The organism is Rhodococcus sp. 14-1411-2a, assembly GCF_002259485.1.
In the GTDB taxonomy this organism is placed as follows: domain Bacteria; phylum Actinomycetota; class Actinomycetes; order Mycobacteriales; family Mycobacteriaceae; genus Rhodococcoides.
This window is the reverse complement of record NZ_NPGA01000007.1, coordinates 381,249-402,814: the sequence shown is the minus strand read 5'-3', so window position 1 is coordinate 402,814 and position 21,566 is coordinate 381,249. Positions and strand designations below refer to the sequence as shown.

General features: G+C 64.7%; 21 protein-coding genes, 4 tRNA genes, 1 pseudogene and 1 riboswitch. Of the genes and pseudogenes, 10 read left to right on the top strand and 16 right to left on the bottom strand.

Annotation, left to right across the window (positions count from 1 at the left end; genetic code table 11):
• The 3 genes and pseudogenes from CH291_RS27100 to CH291_RS03910 form a co-directional block, all read right to left on the bottom strand.
• Nucleotides 1-120 (bottom strand): annotated as a pseudogene (locus CH291_RS27100) (acyl-ACP desaturase); the annotation flags it as partial.
• Nucleotides 121-391: 271 nt separating this feature from the next.
• Nucleotides 392-467 (bottom strand) — tRNA-Lys (locus CH291_RS03915).
• Between the two features lie 69 nt (nt 468-536).
• Entirely contained in the window at nt 537-1,790 is a 1,254-nt protein-coding gene (locus CH291_RS03910) for a lipase family protein (RefSeq protein WP_094686753.1), read from the bottom strand.
• 620 nt (nt 1,791-2,410) lie between these two features.
• Between CH291_RS03910 and CH291_RS03905 the strand changes: the two genes are divergently transcribed.
• The 6 genes from CH291_RS03905 (at nt 2,411) to CH291_RS03880 (ending at nt 4,622) form a co-directional block, all read left to right on the top strand.
• Complete coding sequence (locus CH291_RS03905; protein ID WP_068047934.1) at nt 2,411-3,079, top strand: TetR/AcrR family transcriptional regulator; 669 nt, start codon at nt 2,411-2,413, stop codon at nt 3,077-3,079.
• 79 nt (nt 3,080-3,158) lie between these two features.
• Nucleotides 3,159-3,231, top strand: a tRNA-Glu gene (locus CH291_RS03900).
• A 124-nt stretch (nt 3,232-3,355) separates the two neighbouring features.
• Nucleotides 3,356-3,429, top strand: a tRNA-Asp gene (locus CH291_RS03895).
• Between the two features lie 56 nt (nt 3,430-3,485).
• A tRNA-Phe gene (locus CH291_RS03890) sits at nt 3,486-3,562 on the top strand.
• Between the two features lie 99 nt (nt 3,563-3,661).
• Complete coding sequence (locus tag CH291_RS03885) at nt 3,662-4,237, top strand: DUF6584 family protein (RefSeq protein WP_094686752.1); 576 nt, start codon at nt 3,662-3,664, stop codon at nt 4,235-4,237.
• Between the two features lie 82 nt (nt 4,238-4,319).
• Nucleotides 4,320-4,622: a hypothetical protein gene (locus CH291_RS03880; RefSeq protein WP_068047928.1), complete on the top strand. Its 303-nt coding sequence runs from the start codon at nt 4,320-4,322 to the stop codon at nt 4,620-4,622.
• A gap of 13 nt (nt 4,623-4,635) precedes the next feature.
• Here the strand turns inward: CH291_RS03880 and CH291_RS03875 are convergent, their stop codons facing one another.
• Complete coding sequence (locus tag CH291_RS03875; RefSeq protein ID WP_094639366.1) at nt 4,636-4,935, bottom strand: ANTAR domain-containing protein; 300 nt, start codon at nt 4,933-4,935, stop codon at nt 4,636-4,638.
• 90 nt (nt 4,936-5,025) lie between these two features.
• Nucleotides 5,026-5,610: a helix-turn-helix domain-containing protein gene (locus CH291_RS03870; protein WP_094686751.1), complete on the bottom strand. Its 585-nt coding sequence runs from the start codon at nt 5,608-5,610 to the stop codon at nt 5,026-5,028.
• A gap of 97 nt (nt 5,611-5,707) precedes the next feature.
• On the opposite strand from CH291_RS03870, the gene CH291_RS03865 reads away from it, so the two are divergent.
• Nucleotides 5,708-6,835, top strand: coding sequence for a hypothetical protein (locus CH291_RS03865; protein WP_256980714.1), 1,128 nt, complete (start codon nt 5,708-5,710; stop codon nt 6,833-6,835).
• On the opposite strand, the gene CH291_RS03860 is transcribed toward CH291_RS03865, so the two are convergent.
• The 6 genes from CH291_RS03860 to metE all read right to left on the bottom strand — a co-directional run bounded on the left by CH291_RS03860 (nt 6,762) and on the right by metE (nt 13,158).
• The gene (locus CH291_RS03860) at nt 6,762-7,679 is read right to left on the bottom strand and encodes a pseudouridine synthase (protein WP_094686750.1); all 918 of its coding nucleotides are present in this window, start codon (nt 7,677-7,679) and stop codon (nt 6,762-6,764) included. The genes CH291_RS03865 and CH291_RS03860 overlap by 74 nt on opposite strands.
• 90 nt (nt 7,680-7,769) lie before the next feature.
• Nucleotides 7,770-8,765 (bottom strand): NADP-dependent oxidoreductase, encoded by a 996-nt coding sequence (locus CH291_RS03855; protein WP_094686749.1) that lies wholly within the window; start codon nt 8,763-8,765, stop codon nt 7,770-7,772.
• A 9-nt stretch (nt 8,766-8,774) separates the two neighbouring features.
• Nucleotides 8,775-9,200, bottom strand: a complete 426-nt coding sequence (locus tag CH291_RS03850; RefSeq protein WP_027495882.1) for an organic hydroperoxide resistance protein — start codon at nt 9,198-9,200, stop codon at nt 8,775-8,777.
• Nucleotides 9,197-9,655: a MarR family winged helix-turn-helix transcriptional regulator gene (locus CH291_RS03845; RefSeq protein WP_068047913.1), complete on the bottom strand. Its 459-nt coding sequence runs from the start codon at nt 9,653-9,655 to the stop codon at nt 9,197-9,199. The genes CH291_RS03850 and CH291_RS03845 overlap by 4 nt, the downstream gene beginning before the upstream one ends.
• A gap of 97 nt (nt 9,656-9,752) precedes the next feature.
• Nucleotides 9,753-10,796, bottom strand: coding sequence for an ABC transporter substrate-binding protein (locus tag CH291_RS03840; RefSeq protein ID WP_094686783.1), 1,044 nt, complete (start codon nt 10,794-10,796; stop codon nt 9,753-9,755).
• 106 nt (nt 10,797-10,902) lie between these two features.
• A complete protein-coding gene (metE, locus tag CH291_RS03835; protein ID WP_094686748.1) occupies nt 10,903-13,158 on the bottom strand; it encodes a 5-methyltetrahydropteroyltriglutamate--homocysteine S-methyltransferase in 2,256 nt (751 codons plus the stop codon).
• A 130-nt stretch (nt 13,159-13,288) separates the two neighbouring features.
• A riboswitch (cobalamin riboswitch) is annotated at nt 13,289-13,502 on the bottom strand.
• A gap of 239 nt (nt 13,503-13,741) precedes the next feature.
• On the opposite strand from metE, the gene CH291_RS03830 reads away from it, so the two are divergent.
• Nucleotides 13,742-14,824 (top strand): 3-deoxy-7-phosphoheptulonate synthase, encoded by a 1,083-nt coding sequence (locus CH291_RS03830; RefSeq protein WP_068047946.1) that lies wholly within the window; start codon nt 13,742-13,744, stop codon nt 14,822-14,824.
• On the opposite strand, the gene CH291_RS03825 is transcribed toward CH291_RS03830, so the two are convergent.
• Nucleotides 14,821-15,441 carry an alpha-ketoglutarate-dependent dioxygenase AlkB gene (locus CH291_RS03825; protein ID WP_068047907.1) on the bottom strand — a complete coding sequence of 207 codons (621 nt, stop codon included), beginning with the start codon at nt 15,439-15,441 and terminating at the stop codon, nt 14,821-14,823. The genes CH291_RS03830 and CH291_RS03825 overlap by 4 nt on opposite strands.
• 59 nt (nt 15,442-15,500) lie before the next feature.
• On the opposite strand from CH291_RS03825, the gene CH291_RS03820 reads away from it, so the two are divergent.
• On the top strand, nt 15,501-15,926 hold the full coding sequence (locus CH291_RS03820) for a VOC family protein (RefSeq protein ID WP_094639370.1): 426 nt from the start codon (nt 15,501-15,503) through the stop codon (nt 15,924-15,926).
• Here the strand turns inward: CH291_RS03820 and CH291_RS03815 are convergent.
• Nucleotides 15,919-16,944, bottom strand: coding sequence for an AraC family transcriptional regulator (locus CH291_RS03815; protein ID WP_094639371.1), 1,026 nt, complete (start codon nt 16,942-16,944; stop codon nt 15,919-15,921). The two genes, CH291_RS03820 and CH291_RS03815, sit on opposite strands and share 8 nt — an antisense overlap.
• Nucleotides 16,941-18,113: a pyridoxal phosphate-dependent aminotransferase gene (locus tag CH291_RS03810; RefSeq protein ID WP_094639781.1), complete on the bottom strand. Its 1,173-nt coding sequence runs from the start codon at nt 18,111-18,113 to the stop codon at nt 16,941-16,943. Before CH291_RS03810 ends, CH291_RS03815 begins: the two co-directional genes overlap by 4 nt.
• A 62-nt stretch (nt 18,114-18,175) precedes the next feature.
• On the opposite strand from CH291_RS03810, the gene CH291_RS03805 reads away from it, so the two are divergent.
• Nucleotides 18,176-19,162: an LLM class F420-dependent oxidoreductase gene (locus tag CH291_RS03805; RefSeq protein WP_094686747.1), complete on the top strand. Its 987-nt coding sequence runs from the start codon at nt 18,176-18,178 to the stop codon at nt 19,160-19,162.
• Between the two features lie 16 nt (nt 19,163-19,178).
• Here the strand turns inward: CH291_RS03805 and CH291_RS03800 are convergent, their stop codons facing one another.
• Nucleotides 19,179-19,847: a DUF3239 domain-containing protein gene (locus tag CH291_RS03800; RefSeq protein ID WP_094686746.1), complete on the bottom strand. Its 669-nt coding sequence runs from the start codon at nt 19,845-19,847 to the stop codon at nt 19,179-19,181.
• Between the two features lie 39 nt (nt 19,848-19,886).
• Nucleotides 19,887-21,542: a DNA repair helicase XPB gene (locus tag CH291_RS03795; RefSeq protein ID WP_094639782.1), complete on the bottom strand. Its 1,656-nt coding sequence runs from the start codon at nt 21,540-21,542 to the stop codon at nt 19,887-19,889.
• Nucleotides 21,543-21,566 lie beyond the last annotated feature (24 nt).

The window sequence follows — 21,566 nt, the reverse complement described above, 5'->3', positions numbered from 1 at the left end:
CCACGGGACGTAGTCGTGAGGGTGCCACTCCCGCGCCATCGAGATGTGACGGTTCACATTGTCCTCGGCAGTGGGCACCAGCTCTTGCAGAAGCTCGAGCTGTGTCAGATCCCTCGCCATTAGATCGCCTCCATAGATTGCGTACGACCGGTCCAGCTTACGGCACCGTAGGTTCGGTGTGAACCGTGTCGAGCCTGTTCACTTGCTGTTCCGGCGGTCGTGATGTTCGGTGTCGATCGACGCGGTGCGCCCCCGGAGCGCCGATCCTCCGACCGGCTTTCGCGAGTTCACGACCGCTGCAGTTCCCCCTGCACGTCGCTCAACCTCGGCCGATCGTTACGTCCGAGTGTACGTTCCGGACAGGTGTGATCACTGTTACCCGGACGGTGTGTGGTGCCCCCAGTAGGACTCGAACCTACGACCTGCGGATTAAAAGTCCGTAGCTCTACCAACTGAGCTATAGGGGCGCGGCTCGAAAGTGTAATGGGCCGCGCGGTGCCGACGGGCAGTACCCCCGGCAGTGGTGTCGACCGGGGTCAGCGTCCGAAGCTGCTGCATCCGCTCGGTACCGGAATGCCGGCCAGTCGGTCGTCGATCCAGGCGTACGCGCCCGGGATGCCGCTGAACGCGACGATCAGGTGCTCGCCGAGATACTCCTCGAGTCGGACGTTCGCACCCTGCGCGCACCACTCGTCGTAGAGGGTCTCGGCTCCCTGTCGTGGAATCCAGAACTCCTGTTGTCCCTGGTAGATCATCGTGGGGATGGTGGGGGCGAGGTCGCCGCCGAGGCGGGTCGCGGCGATGACGCTCTCGGCGATCTCGGTGCGGTCGACGTCGGGGATGTCCGAGAGCGCCTGCGCGGGGATCGGGGCCACCAGTCCACCGGGGGCGAGCAGGCTGACGCACATGTCCTTGGCGACGGTGGCCAGGCGCAGTCCGTCGGCGTTCATCAGCGAGAACAGTTCGGGGTACTCGCGGGCCACTCCGAGCGCTGCGGACAGGAAAAGCGTCGATGCCGCAGTTCCGTTCATCGACGTCAGCAGAATCCGGTAATCGGTCGGCGGACCACCGAACGCCGCGCCGACCAGGTTGACGTCGGGCGCGTACGAGGGGGCCACTTGCGCGGCCCATCCTGTGGCGATCGCCCCACCCGAATATCCCGTGACAGCGATGGGAGACGACGCGGGCAAACCGAGCTCGGGTAGCCGGACCATCGCTCGGAGGGCATCGAGTACCGCGTGCGCGGCCATGCGCCCGGCGGCGTATGCCTGCCGTGGCCCCTCGTGATCGGTGACGACGACGGCGTAGTTCTTGGCCAGGAAGGCCTGCACTGCCGGAATCTCCCGGGCCAACCCGCGCGGGAGCAGCCAGGACGGTGCGCACGTGTTGCCGAGTGAGTTGATGGCCATGTTGTACGCAACGACGGGCCGGCTTCCGGGCCCGGTCCACGGTGCGATCGGCACGATCACGGTGGTGGCCGCAGCAACGGGCCGGTCCTTGGAGTCGTTGGTACGAAACAGGATCTGCGTCGACGTGACCGGCGTGAACAGCGGCCCGACGGTCACCTGTCGGGTTGCCAGCACCGACCCGGGAGGTCGTTGTTCGTAGCCTGCGGGCGGATCGAACCAGGGCTCGCCCAGTGGGGTGGGTAGGTAGAGCGCTGGATCGGCGACGGGTGCCACGAAGTTGGCCAGAGGGTCTGCGGTCGCCGTTCCGGTCGTCGAGAGCGTGAGCACGGCCACCGCGATCACTGTCGTGATGGAACGAAATGCGCAGATCGATACCTTCATGGCATTCACTCGTCTCGGATCGGCCGATCTCCCCCTGTGGTGTATTTCACAGTAAGTCAGCGTGGGCGCGAGCTCGGTCGAAGACCGTGAACGTGTCGAAAACGTTACCGAGCGGTCTTTCTCATATCGACTATCGTGCAATCGATTTGACCGAACGCGCTCGGCACCGACGACGTATTCGTTTGGTGGGCAATAGATTTGAAATGCTAACGAGCAAGGCGAAGTAGTTGGCGCTCGAGATCCGTTCCCGTGAAATGTAATTCGGATTTCAACCGAAAGTTGTCCCGTGCTCCTGGAGCGGCGTGGGCGACGCGTCGACCGTTCGGTTCGCGGGGAACGGACGGTGTCTCGAGCACCGCCGAAAGCGACTGGGTCGGCGTGTGGTTCGGCGCGGGGAGGGGTGCAGAAGTGCGGCTCGAGTGCGCACCCCCTGCAGCGCACTCGAGCCGCGCAGATCATACCATTCGGCTTGTTTCGGTTGCCTAACCGATTTTTCTGTCGGGTGTATGTGTCGAAGCGAACCGTAGGTGAGTCGACTCGCATGTCGTTCGGGTGAAGTACTCTCTATCTGTACTACCTGCGGATACGCAGGGCGCTTGGGGCTCGGAGGCACGGAATACATGGCACAACAAGAGCGCGCACGGCGGACCCGGGCGGCCATTGTGGAGGCGGCGGCGGCGGAATTCGCCAAACGCGGATACGCAGCTGCATCCGTCAACACCATCTTGGAGGGCTCCAATGCCACCAAGGGCGCGATGTATTTCCATTTCCAGTCCAAGGAAGATCTGGCCCGAGCTGTGCTCGCTGCCGGACTGGATCGGTACGTCGCCATCACGGAGAAGTGGGCCGACACCACTGCGCATCCGTTCTACGTCATCCGCGGGATCGTGGACGACATCGCGCAGAACTTCCAGAACGATGTGATCGTGCGCGCGGAGTTCCGACTGATAGTCGAGCCGGAGTTCTACGCGGAGGTTCATTCGGGCGGCGGTCGAGTCTGGGGCGCTCAGGGGCTCGCGCAGGCCGAGCGTGCGCTGGCGATGGGTGACCTGAAGCCGGAGTTCGACGCGACCAAGTTCGTGCGAGTGCTCGCCGCGTCGATGGCGGGTCAGCGCTACATGTCGGATCTGGTGGCCGACAACGCTGATCTGCGCGAGCGGTTCGAAGAATCCGTCGAGGTCGTGCTGCTTGCGATGGCGTCGGAGCGTTGGCTCGCCGAGTTCAAACTGCACGGGTGGGATCACTACAGTGAAAACTGCGCAAAAACCGCCTCTGACCTGCCGGTTTGAGATTTACAGCGAAAGTGTCCTAAGCTATCCCAGCTCCCAACGGAACGCCGTTGAGGGTAACGTCGAAGCAGTTCGGCGGGCCCCCTTCGTCTAGCGGCCTAGGACGCCGCCCTTTCAAGGCGGTAGCGCGGGTTCGAATCCCGTAGGGGGTACGTAGGAAGAGATCGGTTTGACAACCCGGTCGGCAGTACAGCATTCTTCGTCTCGCTCTCCGCGAGATGCGGATTTGCAGTTCGGAGAGTTTCTACGCTAGAAATAGCGCGGCAACAACAGCAAGGCCCTGTGGCGCAGTTGGTTAGCGCGCCGCCCTGTCACGGCGGAGGTCGCGGGTTCGAGTCCCGTCAGGGTCGCAACATCGATACGAGAGTATCGGCATTGCGATGGCATTGTAGTACCGGTGCCGCCCGGCCAGGTAGCTCAGTTGGTACGAGCGTCCGCCTGAAAAGCGGAAGGTCGCCGGTTCGATCCCGGCCCTGGCCACCACGATGTGGATCGACGAGCACATGTATCGACAAACACGATGAAAGCCCCTTCCGGTACTCCGGCAGGGGCTTTTTCGCGTCCACGAGTTATTGTCGACGCGTGGACGTGATCGATCGAGCGCAGGAGGATCTGGCGCGCGGAGACAGCATCGCTGCCAGGGATCGACTGGTCGGCGCATTGGTCCGAAACCCGACGTCGCCCGGCATTCTCGAATTGCTCGCGTACACGTATCTGGTACTCGGCGATCGTGCGGCGGCCGGAGCGGCATGGTTTCTCACCGACAAGTCCGACGACGATCCGACGGCGTCCGCTGCGTTCGCCGCGCTGGAGAAGCAGTACAGATCGCCCCTGATGATGGCGCGGGCCCTACCGATCCACGCGCCCTCCGATTGGTACCCCACCCGTGCGCGGATTCGGCTCGAACGGCTCGGGGCCGCGATCGAAGCCAACGGGCAACAGTGGGTGCCGCCGCGAGACGTCGTCTATTTCGACGAGGACGGGCTGAACTCGGACGACTTCTACGACTCCGATCTCGGTGCCGGCGATGACGACTTCGCCGGTGCTCGTACGGGGGCGAGCTACCGCACGGTGCGACAGCGAGCCATAGCGGCGACCATCGTGATCGCTATCGCCGCCACCTCGGCGTCCGTGGTCCTGGCGCTCGTCTTCGGGTGACCCGGTTCACGAACGAAGCATTCGACGCCGAGCGTAGAGTCGCGAAAGAATTTCCGGCCGACGATCGAGGGTGACGAGTTCCATGGGCACAGCGAACGGCGCGGCGTCACCGGCTCCGCGAGACGACAACTATGCCGTCAACCTCGAGCAGGCAAAGGTGTTCGCGAGAGGACTGGCCGAACACATCGAGACGTGTTCGGCCTCCATCGAACTGGCGCAGTCCAGGGCATTTCGAGCTCGCGCGGATCGCGCCGAATCCAAGGCTCGAGCATTCGAGTCCGAGGCGTCGGCACTCAGGACCGAGCTGTACGAGATGTACCGACACATCGATGCGATGACGGCGCGCTTTCCCGAGCTGCGCAGCGATCCATCCGTTCGCGGCTGACTCCCGGGTTTGATCAGACAGCTGCGGAATCGGTGACGATACCGAAGGTCGTCTCCGCGCCTCGACGGCCGAGTGCCGAGCCCCACACCTCGTACACCGCATCGGTTGCGGAGGATCGCTCGATGTCGCGGCCCTCCGCGACGGTGATGAGTGTGCGAGAGAGCTCGAACAGACTGACCCGGTGATTCCTCGCGGTCGTGAACAGCTCGTCGATGGCGTCGGCGACGGAGCCGCCGTGGATCCCGATGAGCACGCCGGTTGCGATGTCCACGTGAGTGCGAGATGCAGGCGATTCGGGCAGTCTGTCGGTCATCTTTTTCCTCGAGATGGTGTGGTCGGTGCGGATGACCGAAGCGGTTCCTGGGGTCGAGCGGGCTTCACTGTCTCACACGGACATGACATTTCATACCGTCGGTTTCGCCCGCACGTGCATCCGCTCGCCCTGGGGTCCGAACAGGCTCAGAAGCTCGACCGGCCGGTTTCCGACGGCGCCGAACCAGTGCGGCACACGAGTGTCGAATTCTGCTGCCTCACCGGCCTTCATCGTCAGATCGTGCTCGCCGAGAATGAGGCGAAGGGTGCCGTCCAGCACGTAGAGCCACTCGTACCCCTCGTGCGTTCTTGGGCGAGGCTCGGAGTCCTCGGGTCGGACCAAAAGTTTGTATGCCTGCAGGCCGCCAGGACGCAGCGTCAGGGGAAGGATCGTCACGTGCTCGCGAACGGTGGCCGTGGTGCGCACCCGAGGGTCCGCCACGGGCGGCGCAGTCACCAGGTCGTCGAGTTTCATCTGATGGGCGCGAGCGATGGGCCAGAGCAACTCGAGGCTGGGCTTGCGGTCACCGGACTCGAGCCGTGACAGTGTGCTGATCGAAATTCCCGTGGTGTCCGACAGTGATGCCAGGGTGGTGTTCTTCTCCATCCTGATGCGCTTGAGGCGGGGACCGAGGCCCGCGATGACCTCGTCCAGACCCTTGTTCGTGTCGTCCATGACTCCATTGCAGTTTCGGCAACCGAATTTGTCAACTCGGGAAACAGAGGCGACCGAAAACCGCCCGTGGGCGCGGCGGGCGGCACATAATCGATCGATGACGGGTCGTTCGGGGACCACATACCGCAGTGGCATGATTCGCGATGCCTACGGCAGCCCCGCATCCGAGGCATTCATGGTCGTGGCCATCGCGACCATTCTGATCACCAGGGCATACCTGGAGCTGACCCACTATCCCCAGGTAGGGGGAAAGTCGCTGCACATCGCTCATGCCCTGTACGGCGGAGCGGCGATGATGCTCGCGCTGCTGATCGGGTGGATGTTCATCGGGTTCGGCGTTCGGGTGTTCACGGTGCTGCTCGGTGGGATCGGATTCGGGTTGTTCCTCGACGAAGTCGGCAAATTCGTCACCAAGGACAACGACTATTTCTACGGACCCTCGTCGGAGATCATGTACGTCCTGGTGGTCCTGCTGTTGGTGTTCAGCAGGATCGTCCGGGAGTTCCGCCGGCCCTCGGTCGACGAATCTCTGGCCAATGCGGCTGCGATCGCCGCCGACGGCGTCGCGCACGGACTGCCCGAGCATCGGCGCGACTGGGCGTTACGGATGCTCGCGCGCGCCGAGGCAGAGGGGGCCGACGCGGACACCGTGGCCGGGATCAGACTGTTGCTCGGTCGCTGTCGTTCGTCGACGTCGCGGACTCACTCGCTGTGGAACTTCGTTCCCCGGCTGATCCCCGCCTTCTTCACCAGCCCCCGGTGGATTCCCGTCGTCGGCTGGGGACTGGTTCTGCTCTCCGGGGCCGGAGTGGTGTTCGGAATCGTCGAACTCGTGATCGGGGACCTGGACATCGATCGGCGCGATCTGTCGATCGACATCGACGGCATGGGAATTGCCAGCGGGATCCTGTTCGTCAGTGCCTGCCTCACCTTCGCCACGGCGCTGCCGGCGATGCTGCGGTTGCGCCCGGAAGGCCCGCTCTGGCCTCTGCGCATCCTCCGAGTGTCCGCGTTGATATTCACTCTGCTCAACGCCCTCGTGGACTTCGCTCAGGAAGGATTTGCCGCGCTGGTCAACGTTGCGATCGGATTGTTCGCGCTCGCAGTCATTTCGCATCGCATCACGGTGCGTACCGCCGAGATCGCCGACGTCACGGCCGAATCTGCTGCATCGCAGATGGTTCGAGACTCCGATCGCTCTCGAACCGTCGAACCAGGCCGCTGAGCGGATCGACGAACTCGATCGAACGGGCCAACAGGCGGAGGGGGTCGGAGTAATCGTCGTCGGCGACATCGCGGAACGCCGGGTAGAAATTGTCGCCGACGATCGGAATTCCCAACGAGCACATGTGAACTCGAAGTTGGTGGGTCTTTCCGGTTCGAGGATGCAATCGGTACAGGCCGTGGGTTCCGAGCGTGTCGACGAGTTCTACGAAAGTGTCCGCGTTGGGCTCGCCGGGTACCTCACGAGCCTGAAGGACGCCGCGTTCCTTGATGATTCGGCTGCGTACGGTCAGCGGAAAGTCGAGGTCCTGGGCGAGTGGGGCGATGGCGTCGTACTGCTTGGTGATCGCGCGTTGAGCGAACAACTCCTGGTACGGCCGCCGAGCCTGCTGCCTGACGGTGAACACCAGAACGCCGGCGGTGAGTCGGTCCAGGCGATGCGCCGGACTCAGTTCGGGCAGGTCGAACCGGCGTCGGAGCAGGACGAGGGCAGATCGCGCGACGTAGGCACCGCGTGGGGTGGTGGCCAGGAAGTGCGGCTTGTCGACGACGAGCAGGTTTTCGTCCTGATGGACAACGTCGAGGGAGAACGGCACTGTCGGCTCCACCGGCGGATCGCGGTAGAGATAGATGTCCGATCGCGGTTTCGCGACCGTCGTCGAATCGATGGGTACGCCTGCCGCGTCGACGATCTCGCCGCCGGCGACCTTCTCGGTCAGCCTGGCTGCGTCCTGGGGGAACCGGGCGCGCAGATGCTCGAGCACGGTCACCCCGGTTGCCTTGTCCGGCATTCGCACCCGGGTGGGGTCCAGACCGTCGCGCAACGGCAGGGGAGCGGCGGGCATGCACCGACTCTAACCTGCTCGAGCATGGAAACACCCCGGTCGGAAATTCCGACCGGGGTGTGGACTGCGGTAGAACCTTTCGGGTCCGACTCAGATGGTGACGACCATCTTGCCGGTGTTCTCACCCTTCATCAGTCCGATGAACGCCGAAGGAGCGTTCTCCAGACCGTCGACGACTGTCTCGTCGAATTCGATTGCGCCACTGTCCAACCACTGGGTCATCTTCGTGCGGAATTCCTCGGTGAGGTGCGCGTAGGAGCCGACGATGAAACCCTTGAGCGTCAGTTCCTTGCCGATGGCCAGCGCGAGATTGCGCGGCGCGGGCGTCGGCTCGGTGGAGTTGTACTGAGCGATGGCTCCGCACATGGCAATTCGGCCGTACTTGTTCATCGAACCGATGGCAGCTTCGAGATGCTCGCCGCCGACGTTGTCGAAGTACACATCGATGCCGTCGGGTGCCGCCTTACGGAGCTGCTCGGCAACCGGGCCGTCGTGGTAATCGAATGCCGCGTCGAAACCGAGCTCGAGCAAGCGAGCCACCTTGGCGGGGGAGCCCGCACTGCCGATGACCCGAGATGCACCGAGCGCCTTGGCGATCTGGCCGACGAGCGATCCGACGGCACCGGCTGCACCGGACACGAACACGACGTCGCCTTGCTCGAACGACGCGACGTCGGTCAGGCCTGCATACGCCGTCGTGCCGGTCATTCCGAGTGCGCTGAGGTATGCCGAGGCCTTCGCGGCGTCGAGGTCGACCTTGCTTGCGCCCTTCGCCGGGACGACGGCGAGATCGCGCCACCCCTTGCCGTGCAGAACGGCGTCGCCGACAGCGAAGCCCTCGGCCTTGGACTCGACGACCTCGCCGACTGCGCCGCCGTCGAGCGGAGCGTCGAGCTGGAACGGTGGGACGTACGACTTGACGTCGTTCATCCTGCCGCGCATGTACGGATCGACCGACATCACGATGTTGCGGACGAGGATCTGCCCGTCGGCGAGCTCCGGGAGATCGACGACCTCCGCGCGAAAGTTGTCCTCCGTCGGCCAGCCTTGTGGGCGGGACGCGAGGTGAATTTCGTGTGCCTTCATGGTGTCTCCCTACTCGTCTTCGGTGACCGTGACGGTGACGTCGATGTTGCCGCGGGTGGCGTTGGAGTACGGGCACACCTGGTGGGCCTTGTCGGCCAATGCCTGTGCGTTCTCGCGGCTCAGGTTCGGCAGCGTCACTTCGAGGGTGACGGCGAGCTGGAAGCCGCCTGCGTCGTTGGGGCCGATGTCGACACGAGCGCCGACGGCCGAATCGGTGACGTCGGCCTTGTCCTGACGTGCCACCATCTGCAGTGCGGAGTGGAAGCATGCGGCGTAGCCGGCGGCGAAGAGCTGCTCGGGGTTGGTGCCGTTGCCGCTGCCGCCCATGGCCTCTGGGATGGCGAGATCGAGATCGAGGCGTCCGTCGGACGTGCGGGCGTGGCCGTTGCGGCCTTCACCGGTGGCCAGTGCCTCGGCGGTGTAGATGGTCTTCATGATGCTCCTTCTGTCTTGCCGGAATCGGTGTGATGCAGAGCGCTCGTCAATGCGTCGAGCGACTCCTTGAGCTTGACGAGATCGTCGACGTTCATGCCGGTCTTCTCGGCGAGCTTGCGTGGAATGTCGAGTGCCTTGGTGCGCATGGCACTTCCAGCCTCGGTCAGGTGGATCTCGACGCGACGTTCGTCGGTGCTCAGGCGTCGGCGCTCGATGAATCCGAGACCTTCGAGCCGCTTGAGCATCGGGGACAGAGTGCCGGTGTCGAGATCGAGTTCGGCGCAGATGTCCTTGACGCCGCGCCCGTCCTTCTCCCACAGCACCAGCAGTACGAGGTACTGCGGGTACGTGACTCCGAGTTCGTCGAGCATCGGGCGGTACACCGCGGTGGTAGCCCGCGAAGCGGAATACAACGCGAAGCACACCTGACGGTCGAGTGCGAGTTCGTTGGTCACTTCAAAAACGGTAGTGCACGGTTGAGTTGTGCGCAACCTACCTGTCCGATGTGAGCGGAACCTCGTAGCCTGCTACGAGTTTCCGCGCACGTCGGGGTCAGTTCTGCAGAGCGTTCTTCAGGCCGTCGAGCACGATGGTTGCCGCCGTCGGGCCTGCGTTGAGGTACCACGGGTCGTCGTCTACTCGGACGATGTGGTTCTCGGTGGCCGCGCTCATTCCGGTCCACAGCGGGTTGGTGGTGTACGACGCGGTGCTCGAATCGGCTTCGGCGTCCTGGCTGGAGACGAACACCCAGTCCGCGTTCGCCAGTTGAATTTCTTCCTCGCTGAAGTCCTGCGAGGTCTTGTCGAACTGCTGGCTTTCCGGTCGGGCCAGTCCGGCGTCCCAGGCGATGTAGCCCGCGAACGACGGGATGCCGAACACGCGTGCCCGGTCGGCGGTGAAGCGGACGAACGAGACCGTGGGTGCGTCACCGCTCGCGAACGAATCACCCAGTGCCGCAGCATCGGAAGCGAAGGTGTCGACGAAGCTCTGTGCCTGCTCGGTGCGGCCCAACGCGTCGGCGAGAAGCAGGAAGTCCTGTTTCCAGTTCACTCCGGTGCCCTCGGTGAGTACGGTCGGCGCGATGGTCGACAGCGTCGAGTAGATGTCCTCGGACCCGGCCTCGTTCGCCAGGATGAGATCCGGTTCGATGGCGGCGATGGCCTCGATGTCGACCTCCTGCCGGTTGCCGACGTCGACGAACCGGTCCATCCGGTCCGCGTACTGCGGAAACGAGAAGCTGATGTAGTCCGGGACCAGAGCGGCACCGTCTCCGTAGGCGACTCCGGTGGGTACGACGCCCAGAGTGAGGGCTGCGTCGAGCTGACCGGTGGCGATGACGACGATCTTCTTCGGTTCGGCGGGAATCTCGGTGGAGCCGCCGAAGTGGCCGACCGTGCGGGGGAACACTCCGTCCGCGGCACCCGAACCCATGCCGTCGGGGATGCCGGTGGGGCCGGGAGCGTCCGAGGTGGCGTTGTCGGTTCCGGACGCAGCGCTGGTGGAGGGAGTGGCCGTCTGCTCGGCGGTGCCGCCGCAGGCAACGGTGGTCAGTGCGGTGACCGCGACGATCGTGGTGGCCAGGAGTAGACGTTTCACTTCGTTCTCTTTCACAGTCGGACGTAGGCAGGTAAGCCTAGCCTGTATCCGGCGACGCAGGTGAGCGGAACTTCGTAGCAGGGGTCGAGGTTCCGCTCACCCGGTGTCAGCGCAGCGCGGCCGCCGCCCGCACCATGTTCGTCAGTGACCGTTCCACCTCGGCCGGCCCGCGGGTCTTGAGCCCGCAGTCGGGATTGACCCAGAGTCGTTCGGCGGGAACCGCTTTCAGTGCCGCCTGCAGTGACTCGGTGATCTCGTCGCAACTGGGCACCCGCGGTGAGTGGATGTCGTACACGCCGGGGCCGACGCCGAGGTCGAAGCCGACGGAGTTCAGATCGTCGAGTACCTCCATGTGTGAGCGGGCCGCCTCGATCGACGTCACGTCCGCGTCCAGGGCGACGATCGCGTCGATGATCTCACCGAACTCCGAGTAGCACAGATGCGTGTGAATCTGCGTGTCGTCGGCGACGCCGGAAGTCGAGATCTTGAACGACCGCACTGCCCATTCCAGGTACGCCGCTGTATCTTTCGCACGCAGCGGTAGCAGTTCGCGAAGGGCAGGTTCGTCCACCTGGACGATGTGTATGCCCGCTGCCTCCAGGTCGATCGTCTCGTCCCGAATCGCCAGTGCGATCTGGGCTGCGGACTCTTCCAACGGTCGGTCGTCTCGGACGAACGACCACGCCAGAATTGTCACCGGGCCGGTCAGCATTCCCTTGACCGGCTTGTCGGTGAGGGACTGGGCAAACTCCGACCACTGCACGGTCATGGGCTCGGGACGCGAGACGTCGCCGTACAGAATCGGCGGCCGAACGCATCGAGTTCCGTACGACTGGACCCAGCCGTTCGACGTCGCTGCGAAGCCGCTGAGTCGTTCGGCGAAATACTGCACCATGTCGTTTCGCTCCGGCTCGCCGTGCACCAGCACGTCGAGTCCGATCTTCTCCTGCAGTGCAACGACATCGGCGATCTCGGACCGCATCCGGGATGCGTACTCGGCATCGTCGATCGCGCCCGTTCGCAGCGCTGCCCGAGCACGTCGTATCTGCGTCGTCTGTGGATACGAGCCGATGGTGGTCGTCGGCAACGACGGCAGGTCCAGCCGCTCGGCCTGTGCTCGACGACGTTCCTCGGCCGGGGTGCGGTCGACGGAGACACCCGCCTCCATGCGTGCTCGGATTTCCGAGTCGTGCAGGCGCGGGTCGGTACGACGGGTCTCGAGCGCATTGCGGGCCTGCTCGAGCTCGGACGACACCGATTCGGTCCCGTCTCGCAGCGCTCGGGCGAGGAGTGTCACCTCGGCGACTTTCTCGGCACCGAACGCCAACCAGGATCGGAGCGGATCGACGATGTCGGTCTCTGCGTCGAGGGTGTACGGAACATGCAGCAGCGAGCACGAACTCGACACCGCAAGCGTGCCTGCACTACCCAACAGGCTCGCCAACGTTGCCAGTGCCTTGTCGAGATCCGTCCGCCAGATGTTGCGCCCGTCCACGATGCCCGCGACTATGTGCTTGCCCGCCAGCGCAGGTACCACGGCAATCTGCTCGACGGTGCCCGGCACCGTCAGATCGATCGAGAATCCCTCGACTCCGGTCGATGCGAGCACGGGCAGCGCAGCGCCGAGGTCACCGAAGTACGACGCCAGCACTATGGCAGGCCTGGTCGACACTGCGCTCAGAAAGTCGTAGGCCTTCTTCGCGGACTCGATCTCGCTCTGGGTGCGATCGGCCACGAGCGCAGGTTCGTCGATCTGGACCCACTCGGCTCCGGCATCGGCGAGTGTCGTCAGCAGCTCCGCATACAGCGGCAGGATCTCGTCGAGGCGGTCCAGCAGAGGGGCGCTGCCGCCGACTGCCTTGGACAGGAGCAGGAACGTGATCGGTCCGATGATCACCGGTCGGGCCGAAATGCCGAGTGCCACAGCCTCCTTCACATCGTCCACTACCTTCTCCGAGTGCAGGGAGAAGGTGGTGTCGGGGGAGATCTCCGGGACGAGATAGTGGTAGTTGGTGTCGAACCACTTGGTCATCTCGAGCGGTGCGACGGTGTCGGTGCCGCGGGCTGCCGCGAAGTACCGGTCCAGCTCGGTGCCCAGTCCCGTCACTCGCGGTGGCAGCGCTCCGAGAAGCACAGCTGTGTCGAGCATGTGGTCGTAGTACGAAAAGGTGTTCACCGGAACGGAATCGACTCCGGCGGCAGCGAGTTCTCGCCAGGTGTTCTCGCGCAATGTCCGCGCGACGGCTTCGAGTCCGACGGCGTCGAGCCCTCCGGCCCAGTAGTTTTCGACGGCTTTCTTCAGTTCTCGGTTCGGTCCGATACGGGCCGAGCCGAGCACGGTGGCAGTGAATTCGATACTCACGGTTGGTCTCCAGGTGACTGCTGCATCGACGGTGCACCGCCTTCTCGGACGCGCACATCCCGGAGAGCCCCACGAGCAGCCGAACCAGGGTTACGCGCCCATTCCACGAGGCGGTGAACCGCTGCGCACGGCGTGCGCAGCACAGACGGCAGGTATTCGGACTCGCGGGCGCGTGGACGAGAAGCCCACTCCTACTGGCCGTCGCTTCCCGAAGAGGCTTCTTCAGTGCTTGTGGTGACGGCGGTCGTTCCTGCATACCGCTGCGGGACAGTCCCGGATTCTCACCGGGTTCCCTCTCACGATGCGCCGGAACTGCCGCGCATCGCTTCGACGCCGTGGTGAACTTCGGGGCTCCTCATGGACACCTGGCGAACCGACTGCAGGGACGAGCATAGATGCATCGACGGCGAATCTGCTACGGTGCTTTTCATGCAGCGCACGTATTTCTGGTTTAGCAGGCCGGCCCCGGGTGGGTCAGCCAGCGACGCCATGCGCTGACCCTCCACCCCACGAGCCGGATACAGACCGGCTCGAAGTGCGTGTGGAGCATGAGGAGCCGGCCTGGGAACAGGAACGACCCGTCATGACACTCTCTCTCGACACCCCACCTCTCGATGATCAGCGGACCATCAGCATCAGTCCGCTGGTTGCTCCGTCGGTGCTTCGCCGCGACCATGCAGTGGACGACGCCATCTCTGCCACCGTCAGAAGCGGCCGCGCCGGCGTGGTCGACGTGCTGGACGGCCGTGACGATCGACTGATCGTCGTCGTCGGCCCGTGCTCGGTGCACGACACCGATGCTGCCCTCGACTACGCCCGACGCCTCGCGGCCAAGGCGTCCGAACTGGGCGATCGACTGCACATCGTCATGCGGGTCTACTTCGAGAAGCCGAGGACGACGCTCGGGTGGAAGGGATTGATCAACGATCCGCACCTCGACGGCAGCTTCGACATCAATGCCGGCCTGCGCGTGGGACGTCAACTGCTGCTCGATATTTCCGCGCTCGGTCTGCCGGTCGGGTGCGAGTTCCTCGACCCGATCACCCCGCAGTACATCGCAGACCTGGTCAGCTACGGCGCCATCGGTGCGCGGACTGCGGCCAGTCAGGTGCATCGCCAGCTGTGCAGTGCGTTGTCGATGCCGGTGGGGATCAAGAACTCCACCGAGGGCGACATCCAGGTCGCGGTCGACGGCACCCGTGCTGCCGCCGCGAGCCACGTCTTCCCCGGCACCGACCTCGACGGCCAGGCGGCTCTGATCCGCACCGTAGGAAACCCGGACTGTCACGTCATTCTGCGCGGCGGCGTCGACGGGCCGAACTACGATGCCGAATCGGTCGCCGATACCGTTGCACGCCTGCGTAAGTCGGGTCTACCGGAGCGAGTCGTCATCGACGCCAGCCACGGCAACAGCCGCAAGGACCACAACAAGCAGGTCGACGTGGTCACCGACGTGGCAGCACGGGTCGCGGCAGGCGAACACGGCATCGTCGGTCTGATGCTCGAGAGCTTCCTGGTCGCGGGGCGTCAGGATCTCGAGCTGGGCCACCGTGACGATCTGCTGTACGGGCAGTCGATCACCGACGCGTGCCTCGACTGGGCCACCACGGCAACGCAATTGGACACACTTGCGGCCGCGGTGGAGAAGCGCCGGGCCTCGCGCTAGCGGACCCCGCGCGGTCGGAACTGCACGCTGATGCGTGGGCCGGTCGCGCGGGTGGACTTGGGGACGGCATGTTCCCAGGTTCGTTGACACGAGCCACCCATCACCACCAGGTCGCCGTGACCGAGCGTGAACTTCAACGACGTTCCACCGCCGCGCGGTCGGAGCATGAGTTGCCGTGAGGCACCGAGGGATACGATCGCAACCATGGTGTCCTCGGTAGCGCTGCGACCGATGTTGTCCCCGTGCCAGGCGACGCTGTCGGATCCGTCGCGGTAGTAGCACAGTCCGGCGGTGGTGAACGATTCTCCGAGTTCGGCGCGGTAGTGCTCGTCGAGGGCATCGCGTGCGTCGTAGAGTGCGGCGTCGGGCCACCGCTCGCGCTCGGCGTAGAACCGAACCAGGCGCGGGACATCGACCACGCGGTCGTACATCTGCCTGCGCTCGGCCCGCCAATCGACGGAGTCCACCAGTGAATCGAACAGGTGGGTATCGGACAACCAGCCCGGTCGAACGTCCACCCACGCCCCGAGTGTCAGTTCGCGACGGGTGACGGACTCGAGCGACCCGACGCCACCGTCGGCGTCACCGAACAACGAGCCCTGCATGGCGAGCGACATGACCGTCACTGTATCGAACGTGTGTTCCCATTTCCAGTGCGCGGCGGTACCGTGCCGTCATGGGATATCGATTTCAGGTCGTTGTCGACAGTGCGAACCCGCATGCACTGGCGAAGTGGTGGGCGCAGACGCTGGGTTGGCAGTCCGAACCCAGCAACGAGGACTTCATTCGCGAGATGATCGCCGCGGGGCATGCGCGCGAGGAGGACACGACCACGTTCGAGGGCGTTCTCGTGTGGCAGGCGGGCGCGGGAATCACCGATCCCGAGTCGCCCGACAGCCCGCGGGTGCTGTTCCAATCGGTGGCCGAGCCGAAATCGGTGAAGAATCGGTTGCACCTCGACATTCGCGTCGGCGACGAGCGTGAATCGGTGGTCACGCAACTGGAAGCACGGGGCGCGTCGGTACTGCATCGAGGACGTCAGGGACCCAGTGTCTGGATCACGATGACCGATCCCGAGGGCAACGAGTTCTGCGTCAGCTGAGACGGTACGAGCCGGGGGTCTGGCCGGTCCATCGCTTGAAGGCTCGGCGGAAGGCGCTGGGCTCGGAGAACCCCAACCTGGTCGAGATGTCGTCGACGCTGTCTCCGCGGCTCAAACCGGAAATCGCTGCATCGCGCAGCACTTCTTCGCGCAGTTGGTTGATGGAGGTGCCCTCCTGTCGAAGAATTCGGCGCAGGTGTGGCGGGCTGATGTTCAACATCGCCGCGATTTCGTCGGTTCCCGGTGCGCCACCTTTGAATCCGGTTTCCAGGGCGCGGCGAACCTGGCTCGACGCAGTGCTGTCGTAATCTCGGGACGAGAACAGCAGATTGGGCGACTCCGCGAGATACTCCGCCAGAGTCGCCTCGGTCTGCACGATCGGTGCCCGCATCACCGCGCTGTCGAATTCCAGTGTGGCGAGCTCGGTTCCGAACTCCACGTGGGTTCCGAAGATGGCGTCGTACATCTTTCCCGCCTCGGGGCCCGGCAGCGCGTAGGGCAGTTGCACCGACAGAAGCTTGACCCGGTTGCCGATGAGCCACGCCGCGAATCGGTGCAGCAGAATCAACAGGAAGTCGGTCAGCAGTCGCTCGGCGAGTTCGTTGCCTTCCGGGCTCAGGTGGGTGGTGGGTGTGACGTGCACCGTCAGGACCGTGGATTCTTCGGTTCGATCGATCGTCATGGGGCGTACCGGTATCAGTACCCGCATGGTCTCGGACATTCGAATCAGTGCGGCCTGCAGGTTCTCGGTGTGTATGAGGGTCTGGCACACCACGCGAAAGCTGCCGCGCCGCACCGGTACTGCAGCGAGACCGAACAGTTCGTCGCCGGTCATCGTCCAGACCGCCTGGGTGAATGCAGTGACCTGCCGGGTGGTCAGACGCTCGGCCGGATTGTCGAGGATGGTGGATCCGATGCCGGCCATCGACAGCGGGTAGGTCAGGTCGACCCCGCTCCTCGTCGCGAGGTCGACGGCCTGCCTGACGAAGTAGGCCGGGATCGTCGGTTGCGCAGTCACAACTTCCGTAGCCTCTCGGCCGCGTCGGCGAGAACCTTGTCCTGCTTGCAGAAAGCGAAGCGCACCAACGACTTCCATGGAGTCGGCTCGTCGACGAACGCCGTGACCGGAACCGCCGCGACGCCCACCAGATCCGGCAGGGAGCGGCAGAACTCGTAGGCGTCACCGCGTCCGATCGGTGCGATGTCGGCACAGACGAAATACGTTCCTGCGCTGTACTTCACATCGGCACCTGTCGCTGCCAGAGCGGCCGAGAGTGTGTCTCGCTTGCGTTGCAGGCCGTCGCGCATCTGCGCTATCCACGCCTGCTCGTGCTCGAGCGCGTAGGCGACGGCCGGTTGGAAGGGAGTGCCGCCGACGAAGGTCATGAACTGTTTGGCCGCGCGGACGGCGTCGATCAATTCGGCAGGCCCCAGCGCCCAGCCCGTCTTCCATCCGGTGGCGTTGAAGGTTTTGGCGGCACTCGACACCGTGACGGTGCGCTCGAACATCCCGGGCAGTGTCGCGATCGGCGTGTGCACCGTGCCGTCGAAGGTGAGGTGCTCGTAGACCTCGTCGGTGAGGACCAGCAGATCGTGGGTGACCGCGATGTCGGCGATGCGGATCATGGTGTCCCGGTCGAAGACCGTGCCGGTGGGGTTGTGCGGGGAATTGACGATCAGCATGCGCGTGCGGGGCCCGATGGCGCGTTCGAGGGCGTCGGTGTCGACGGTCCATCCGTTGCCGTCGGACACCAGTGGCACGGCGGTTCGAGTGGCACCGGCGAGTGCGATGGCGGCCGCGTAGGAGTCGTAGAACGGTTCGATCAGCAGGACGTCGTCACCTGACTCGATCAGGCCGAGAAGTGTCGCCGAGATCGCCTCGGTGGCACCGACGGTGACGAGTATCTGCGAATCGGGGTCGTAGCGCAGACCGAATCGGGCCGCCCTGTCGTCGGCTATGGCCGCCCGCAGCACCGGCATGCCGGGGCCGGGGGAGTACTGGTTGAGGCCGCTCGCGATGGCCTCACGCGCGGTCTCGAGCATGGCTGGTGGGCCGTCGGTGTCGGGGAAGCCCTGCCCGAGGTTGACGGCCTTCTTCTCGACGGCGAGTGCGGTCATCTCGGCGAAGATCGTCGACGCGAACGGGCGCAACCGTGCCACTGTGCGCGAGGGGAACAACTCGGACATTCCTGCAGCGTAGTTCACAGACGGCAACCGGTCCTTCGCCCTGCGTCTGTACTGTGCCTGTCATGCGATTCGGATTGTTCGTGCCACAGGGGTGGCGTCTCGATCTCGTCGGCATCGACCCTGCCCAGCACTGGAGTGCGATGCGCGATCACGCGCTCGCTGCCGAGGCCGGTCCGTGGGAATCCCTGTGGGTCTACGACCACTTCCACACCGTTCCCACCGCGACCGACGAGGCGACGCACGAGGCCTGGTCGCTGATGTCCGCTCTGGCCGCGACCACGTCGCGAATCCGGCTCGGCCAGATGTGCACCGCGATGTCGTACCGTAACCCGGCATACCTCGCCAAAGTTGCTGCCACAGTCGACATCATCTCCGGAGGACGCGTCGAGATGGGCATCGGAGGCGGCTGGCACGAGCACGAGTTCCGCGCCTACGGCTACGGGTTCCCCTCTGCCGGAGAGCGATTGGGCAGGCTCGACGAGGGCGTGCAGATCTTCAAACAGGCATGGACGGCCGGAGAAGTGTTCCTCGACGGAAAGTACTACGAGATCGACGGTGCCGTGGTGCGGCCCCTGCCGTTGCAGGAGGGAGGCATCCCGCTGTGGATCGCGGGCGGCGGGGAGAAGGTGACTCTGAAGATCGCCGCGAAGTACGCGAACTACACCAACTTCGACGGAACCCCCGCCGGTTTCGCCGCCAAATCCGCTCTGCTGCGCGAGCATTGCGCAGCAGTGGGTACCGACTTCGATGCCATCGTCCGCTCGGCGAACTACAACGTCGTCGTCGCGGCGACCGAGGCCGAGGTGGAAGACAAGCTGCGCGCCCTCGAGGCTCGTCTGACCGAGTACGTGGGTGCGGAGAAGGCCCACAGCGCACTCGCCGCGTACCGCGGCATGCCCGCAGTGGGAACTCCTGAGCAGATCGTGGAGAACCTGACGGCACTGCAGGAACAAGGGATGACGTACGGCATCTTCTATTTCCCCGAAGCGGCCTACGAACGCTCCGGTATCGAACTCTTCGAGCGGGAAGTGATCGCTGCACTGGCCTAGTGGGTCGCTGCAGGCTCTAGCGCAGGTCGTCGGGAAGATCCGCCGGGTCGATGAGCAACTGCTGGTTCTTGGCCGTGCGGACCTTCTCCGACAGGCCGATGTTGGCGTGCAACAACGCCCACTCGCCCTCGGTGATCTCCCGGGCGGCGCGTGCGATGACCGCCGGATCGGTGGTTCCCCAGGCGATGGGCATCACCGAGGCCAACTGCCACGCTCGCCCGCCGGTGTTTCGGCCACGGTCCGCGAGAACCGACACCGCGGGAACCTGTGCGCCCCGCTCGACGGCGTGTCCGGGCAGGGCCCGCACGACGCGGGTGATCAGCACATAATGCGGCTCGTCCACCCCGGGCTTCGCGATGTCGACCAGGGCCAGTAGCGTCGCTCCACCCGGCAACTTCTCGGCCACCACCGCCGGCACCAGATCGCCTGCGGCATATTGTGATTCGATGGAACCCATCTTTCGGGGTGCCCACAGCATCACCCAGAGCGAGGTGGCCGCCGCGATCAGGAACACCGCGCCGAGGATGTACGACCACGGGGCGGCGATCCAGATGAACCACGCTCCCAGTGCGATGAGGAACACGGCGGTGAGCGCTGCGGATGCCCGCAACCGGCGAAGCTCGGTGAACGTCTCGTTGACCGACTTCGCGTGGGCTACGTCTACAGGGAACTCGAACTTGCGCACACAGGTATTCCTAGCACGGCACCGAGCCGACCCGAAGTCTCAGATCGCCGGACCGAGCAGATCGTCCGCGTCGGTGATGCGGTACGCGTAACCCTGTTCGGCGAGGAAGCGCTGACGGTGGGCTGCGTACTCGGCGTCGAGGGTGTCGCGGGAGACCACCGAGTAGAAGTGCGCCTGACCACCGTCGTGCTTCGGCCGGAGCAGTCGGCCCAGGCGCTGAGCCTCTTCCTGCCTGGAGCCGAACGTTCCCGAAACCTGGACTGCCACAGAGGCTTCCGGAAGGTCGATCGAGAAGTTCGCCACCTTGCTCACCACGAGCGTCTGGATCTCGCCCTTGCGGAACGCGTCGAACAGCACTTCACGTTCCTTGTTCTTGGTCGAGCCCTGAATGACCGGAGCGTTCAGCGCTTCACCGAGCTCGTTCAACTGGTCGAGGTAGGCGCCGATGACCAGCGTCGGAGCATCTTGGTGTTTGGCGAGGATCGATTTCACGACGGCGATCTTCGTGTGCGCCGTCGAGCACAGCTTGTAGCGCTCCTCGGGCTCGGCCACGGCGTACGACATGCGCTCGGCATCGGTGAGGGTGACGCGAACCTCGATGCACTCGGCCGGCGCGATCCAGCCCTGTGCCTCGATGTCCTTCCATGGTGCGTCGTAGCGCTTGGGCCCGATCAGCGAGAAGACGTCGCCCTCGCGGCCGTCCTCGCGGACGAGCGTCGCGGTGAGGCCGAGGCGTCGACGCGACTGCAGATCGGCTGTCATGCGGAACACCGGCGCGGGGAGCAGATGCACCTCGTCGTAGATCACCAATCCCCAGTCGCGGGAATCGAAGAGTTCGAGGTGCTTGTATTCACCCTTGGTACGACGCGTGATCACCTGGTACGTGGCGATTGTCACAGGGCGAATCTCCTTGCGCTCGCCCGAATACTCGCCGATCTCCTCCTCGGTGAGCGAGGTGCGTGCAATGAGTTCGCGCTTCCACTGCCGACCGGCGACGGTGTTGGTGACCAGAATCAGCGTGGTGGCCTTGGCTCTGGCCATAGCGGCCGCGCCGACCATCGTCTTGCCTGCGCCGCAGGGCAGTACGACGACTCCCGAGCCGCCGGCCCAGAAGGAATCTGCTGCCATCTCCTGGTAGTCGCGCAGCGTCCAGTTGCCGCCCTCGGTGTCGAGCTCGATGGGGTGAGCTTCGCCGTCGACGTAGCCGGCGAGGTCCTCGGCGGGCCAGCCGATCTTGAGCAACATCTGCTTCACGTGGCCGCGTTCGCTCGGATGCACGATCACCGTGTCCTCGTCGACCATCGCGCCGAGCATGGGCGCAATCTTCTTGTGGCGCATCACCTCTGTGAGCACCGCGCGGTCCAGGCTGATCAGCACCAGGCCGTGCACCGGGCTCTTGACCAACTGCAACCGGCCGTAGCGTGCCATCGTGTCGACGATGTCGACCAGCAGCGGCTGCGGCACTGCGTAACGCGAGAAATTCACCAGCGCGTCGACCACCTGTTCGGCGTCGTGGCCGGCGGCACGGGCGTTCCACAGTGCCAGCGGGGTGATGCGATAGGTGTGCACGTGCTCGGGGGCACGTTCGAGCTCCGCGAACGGTGCGATGGCCGCCCGCGCTGCACCCGCGAGTTCGTGATCGACCTCGAGCAACAGCGTTTTGTCGGACTGAACGATCAGCGGGCCGTCGGTCACGGTTCCTCCTAGAGACATCTGCTG

Bases quoted from the DNA above. Each gene is read 5' to 3' on its own strand.
- CH291_RS03860 (WP_094686750.1), bottom strand. From the start codon at position 7,679: ATGCCCGCCGCTCCCCTGCCGTTGCGCGACGGTCTGGACCCCACCCGG.
- CH291_RS03880 (WP_068047928.1), top strand. From the start codon at position 4,320: ATGGGCACAGCGAACGGCGCGGCGTCACCGGCTCCGCGAGACGACAAC.
- CH291_RS03810 (WP_094639781.1), bottom strand. From the start codon at position 18,113: ATGTCCGAGTTGTTCCCCTCGCGCACAGTGGCACGGTTGCGCCCGTTC.
- CH291_RS03850 (WP_027495882.1), bottom strand. From the start codon at position 9,200: ATGAAGACCATCTACACCGCCGAGGCACTGGCCACCGGTGAAGGCCGC.
- CH291_RS03830 (WP_068047946.1), top strand. From the start codon at position 13,742: ATGACACTCTCTCTCGACACCCCACCTCTCGATGATCAGCGGACCATC.
- CH291_RS03865 (WP_256980714.1), top strand. From the start codon at position 5,708: ATGACGGGTCGTTCGGGGACCACATACCGCAGTGGCATGATTCGCGAT.
- CH291_RS03875 (WP_094639366.1), bottom strand. From the start codon at position 4,935: ATGACCGACAGACTGCCCGAATCGCCTGCATCTCGCACTCACGTGGAC.
- CH291_RS03820 (WP_094639370.1), top strand. From the start codon at position 15,501: ATGGGATATCGATTTCAGGTCGTTGTCGACAGTGCGAACCCGCATGCA.
- CH291_RS03905 (WP_068047934.1), top strand. From the start codon at position 2,411: ATGGCACAACAAGAGCGCGCACGGCGGACCCGGGCGGCCATTGTGGAG.
- CH291_RS03825 (WP_068047907.1), bottom strand. From the start codon at position 15,441: ATGTCGCTCGCCATGCAGGGCTCGTTGTTCGGTGACGCCGACGGTGGC.
- CH291_RS03870 (WP_094686751.1), bottom strand. From the start codon at position 5,610: ATGGACGACACGAACAAGGGTCTGGACGAGGTCATCGCGGGCCTCGGT.
- CH291_RS03805 (WP_094686747.1), top strand. From the start codon at position 18,176: ATGCGATTCGGATTGTTCGTGCCACAGGGGTGGCGTCTCGATCTCGTC.
- CH291_RS03910 (WP_094686753.1), bottom strand. From the start codon at position 1,790: ATGAAGGTATCGATCTGCGCATTTCGTTCCATCACGACAGTGATCGCG.
- CH291_RS03855 (WP_094686749.1), bottom strand. From the start codon at position 8,765: ATGAAGGCACACGAAATTCACCTCGCGTCCCGCCCACAAGGCTGGCCG.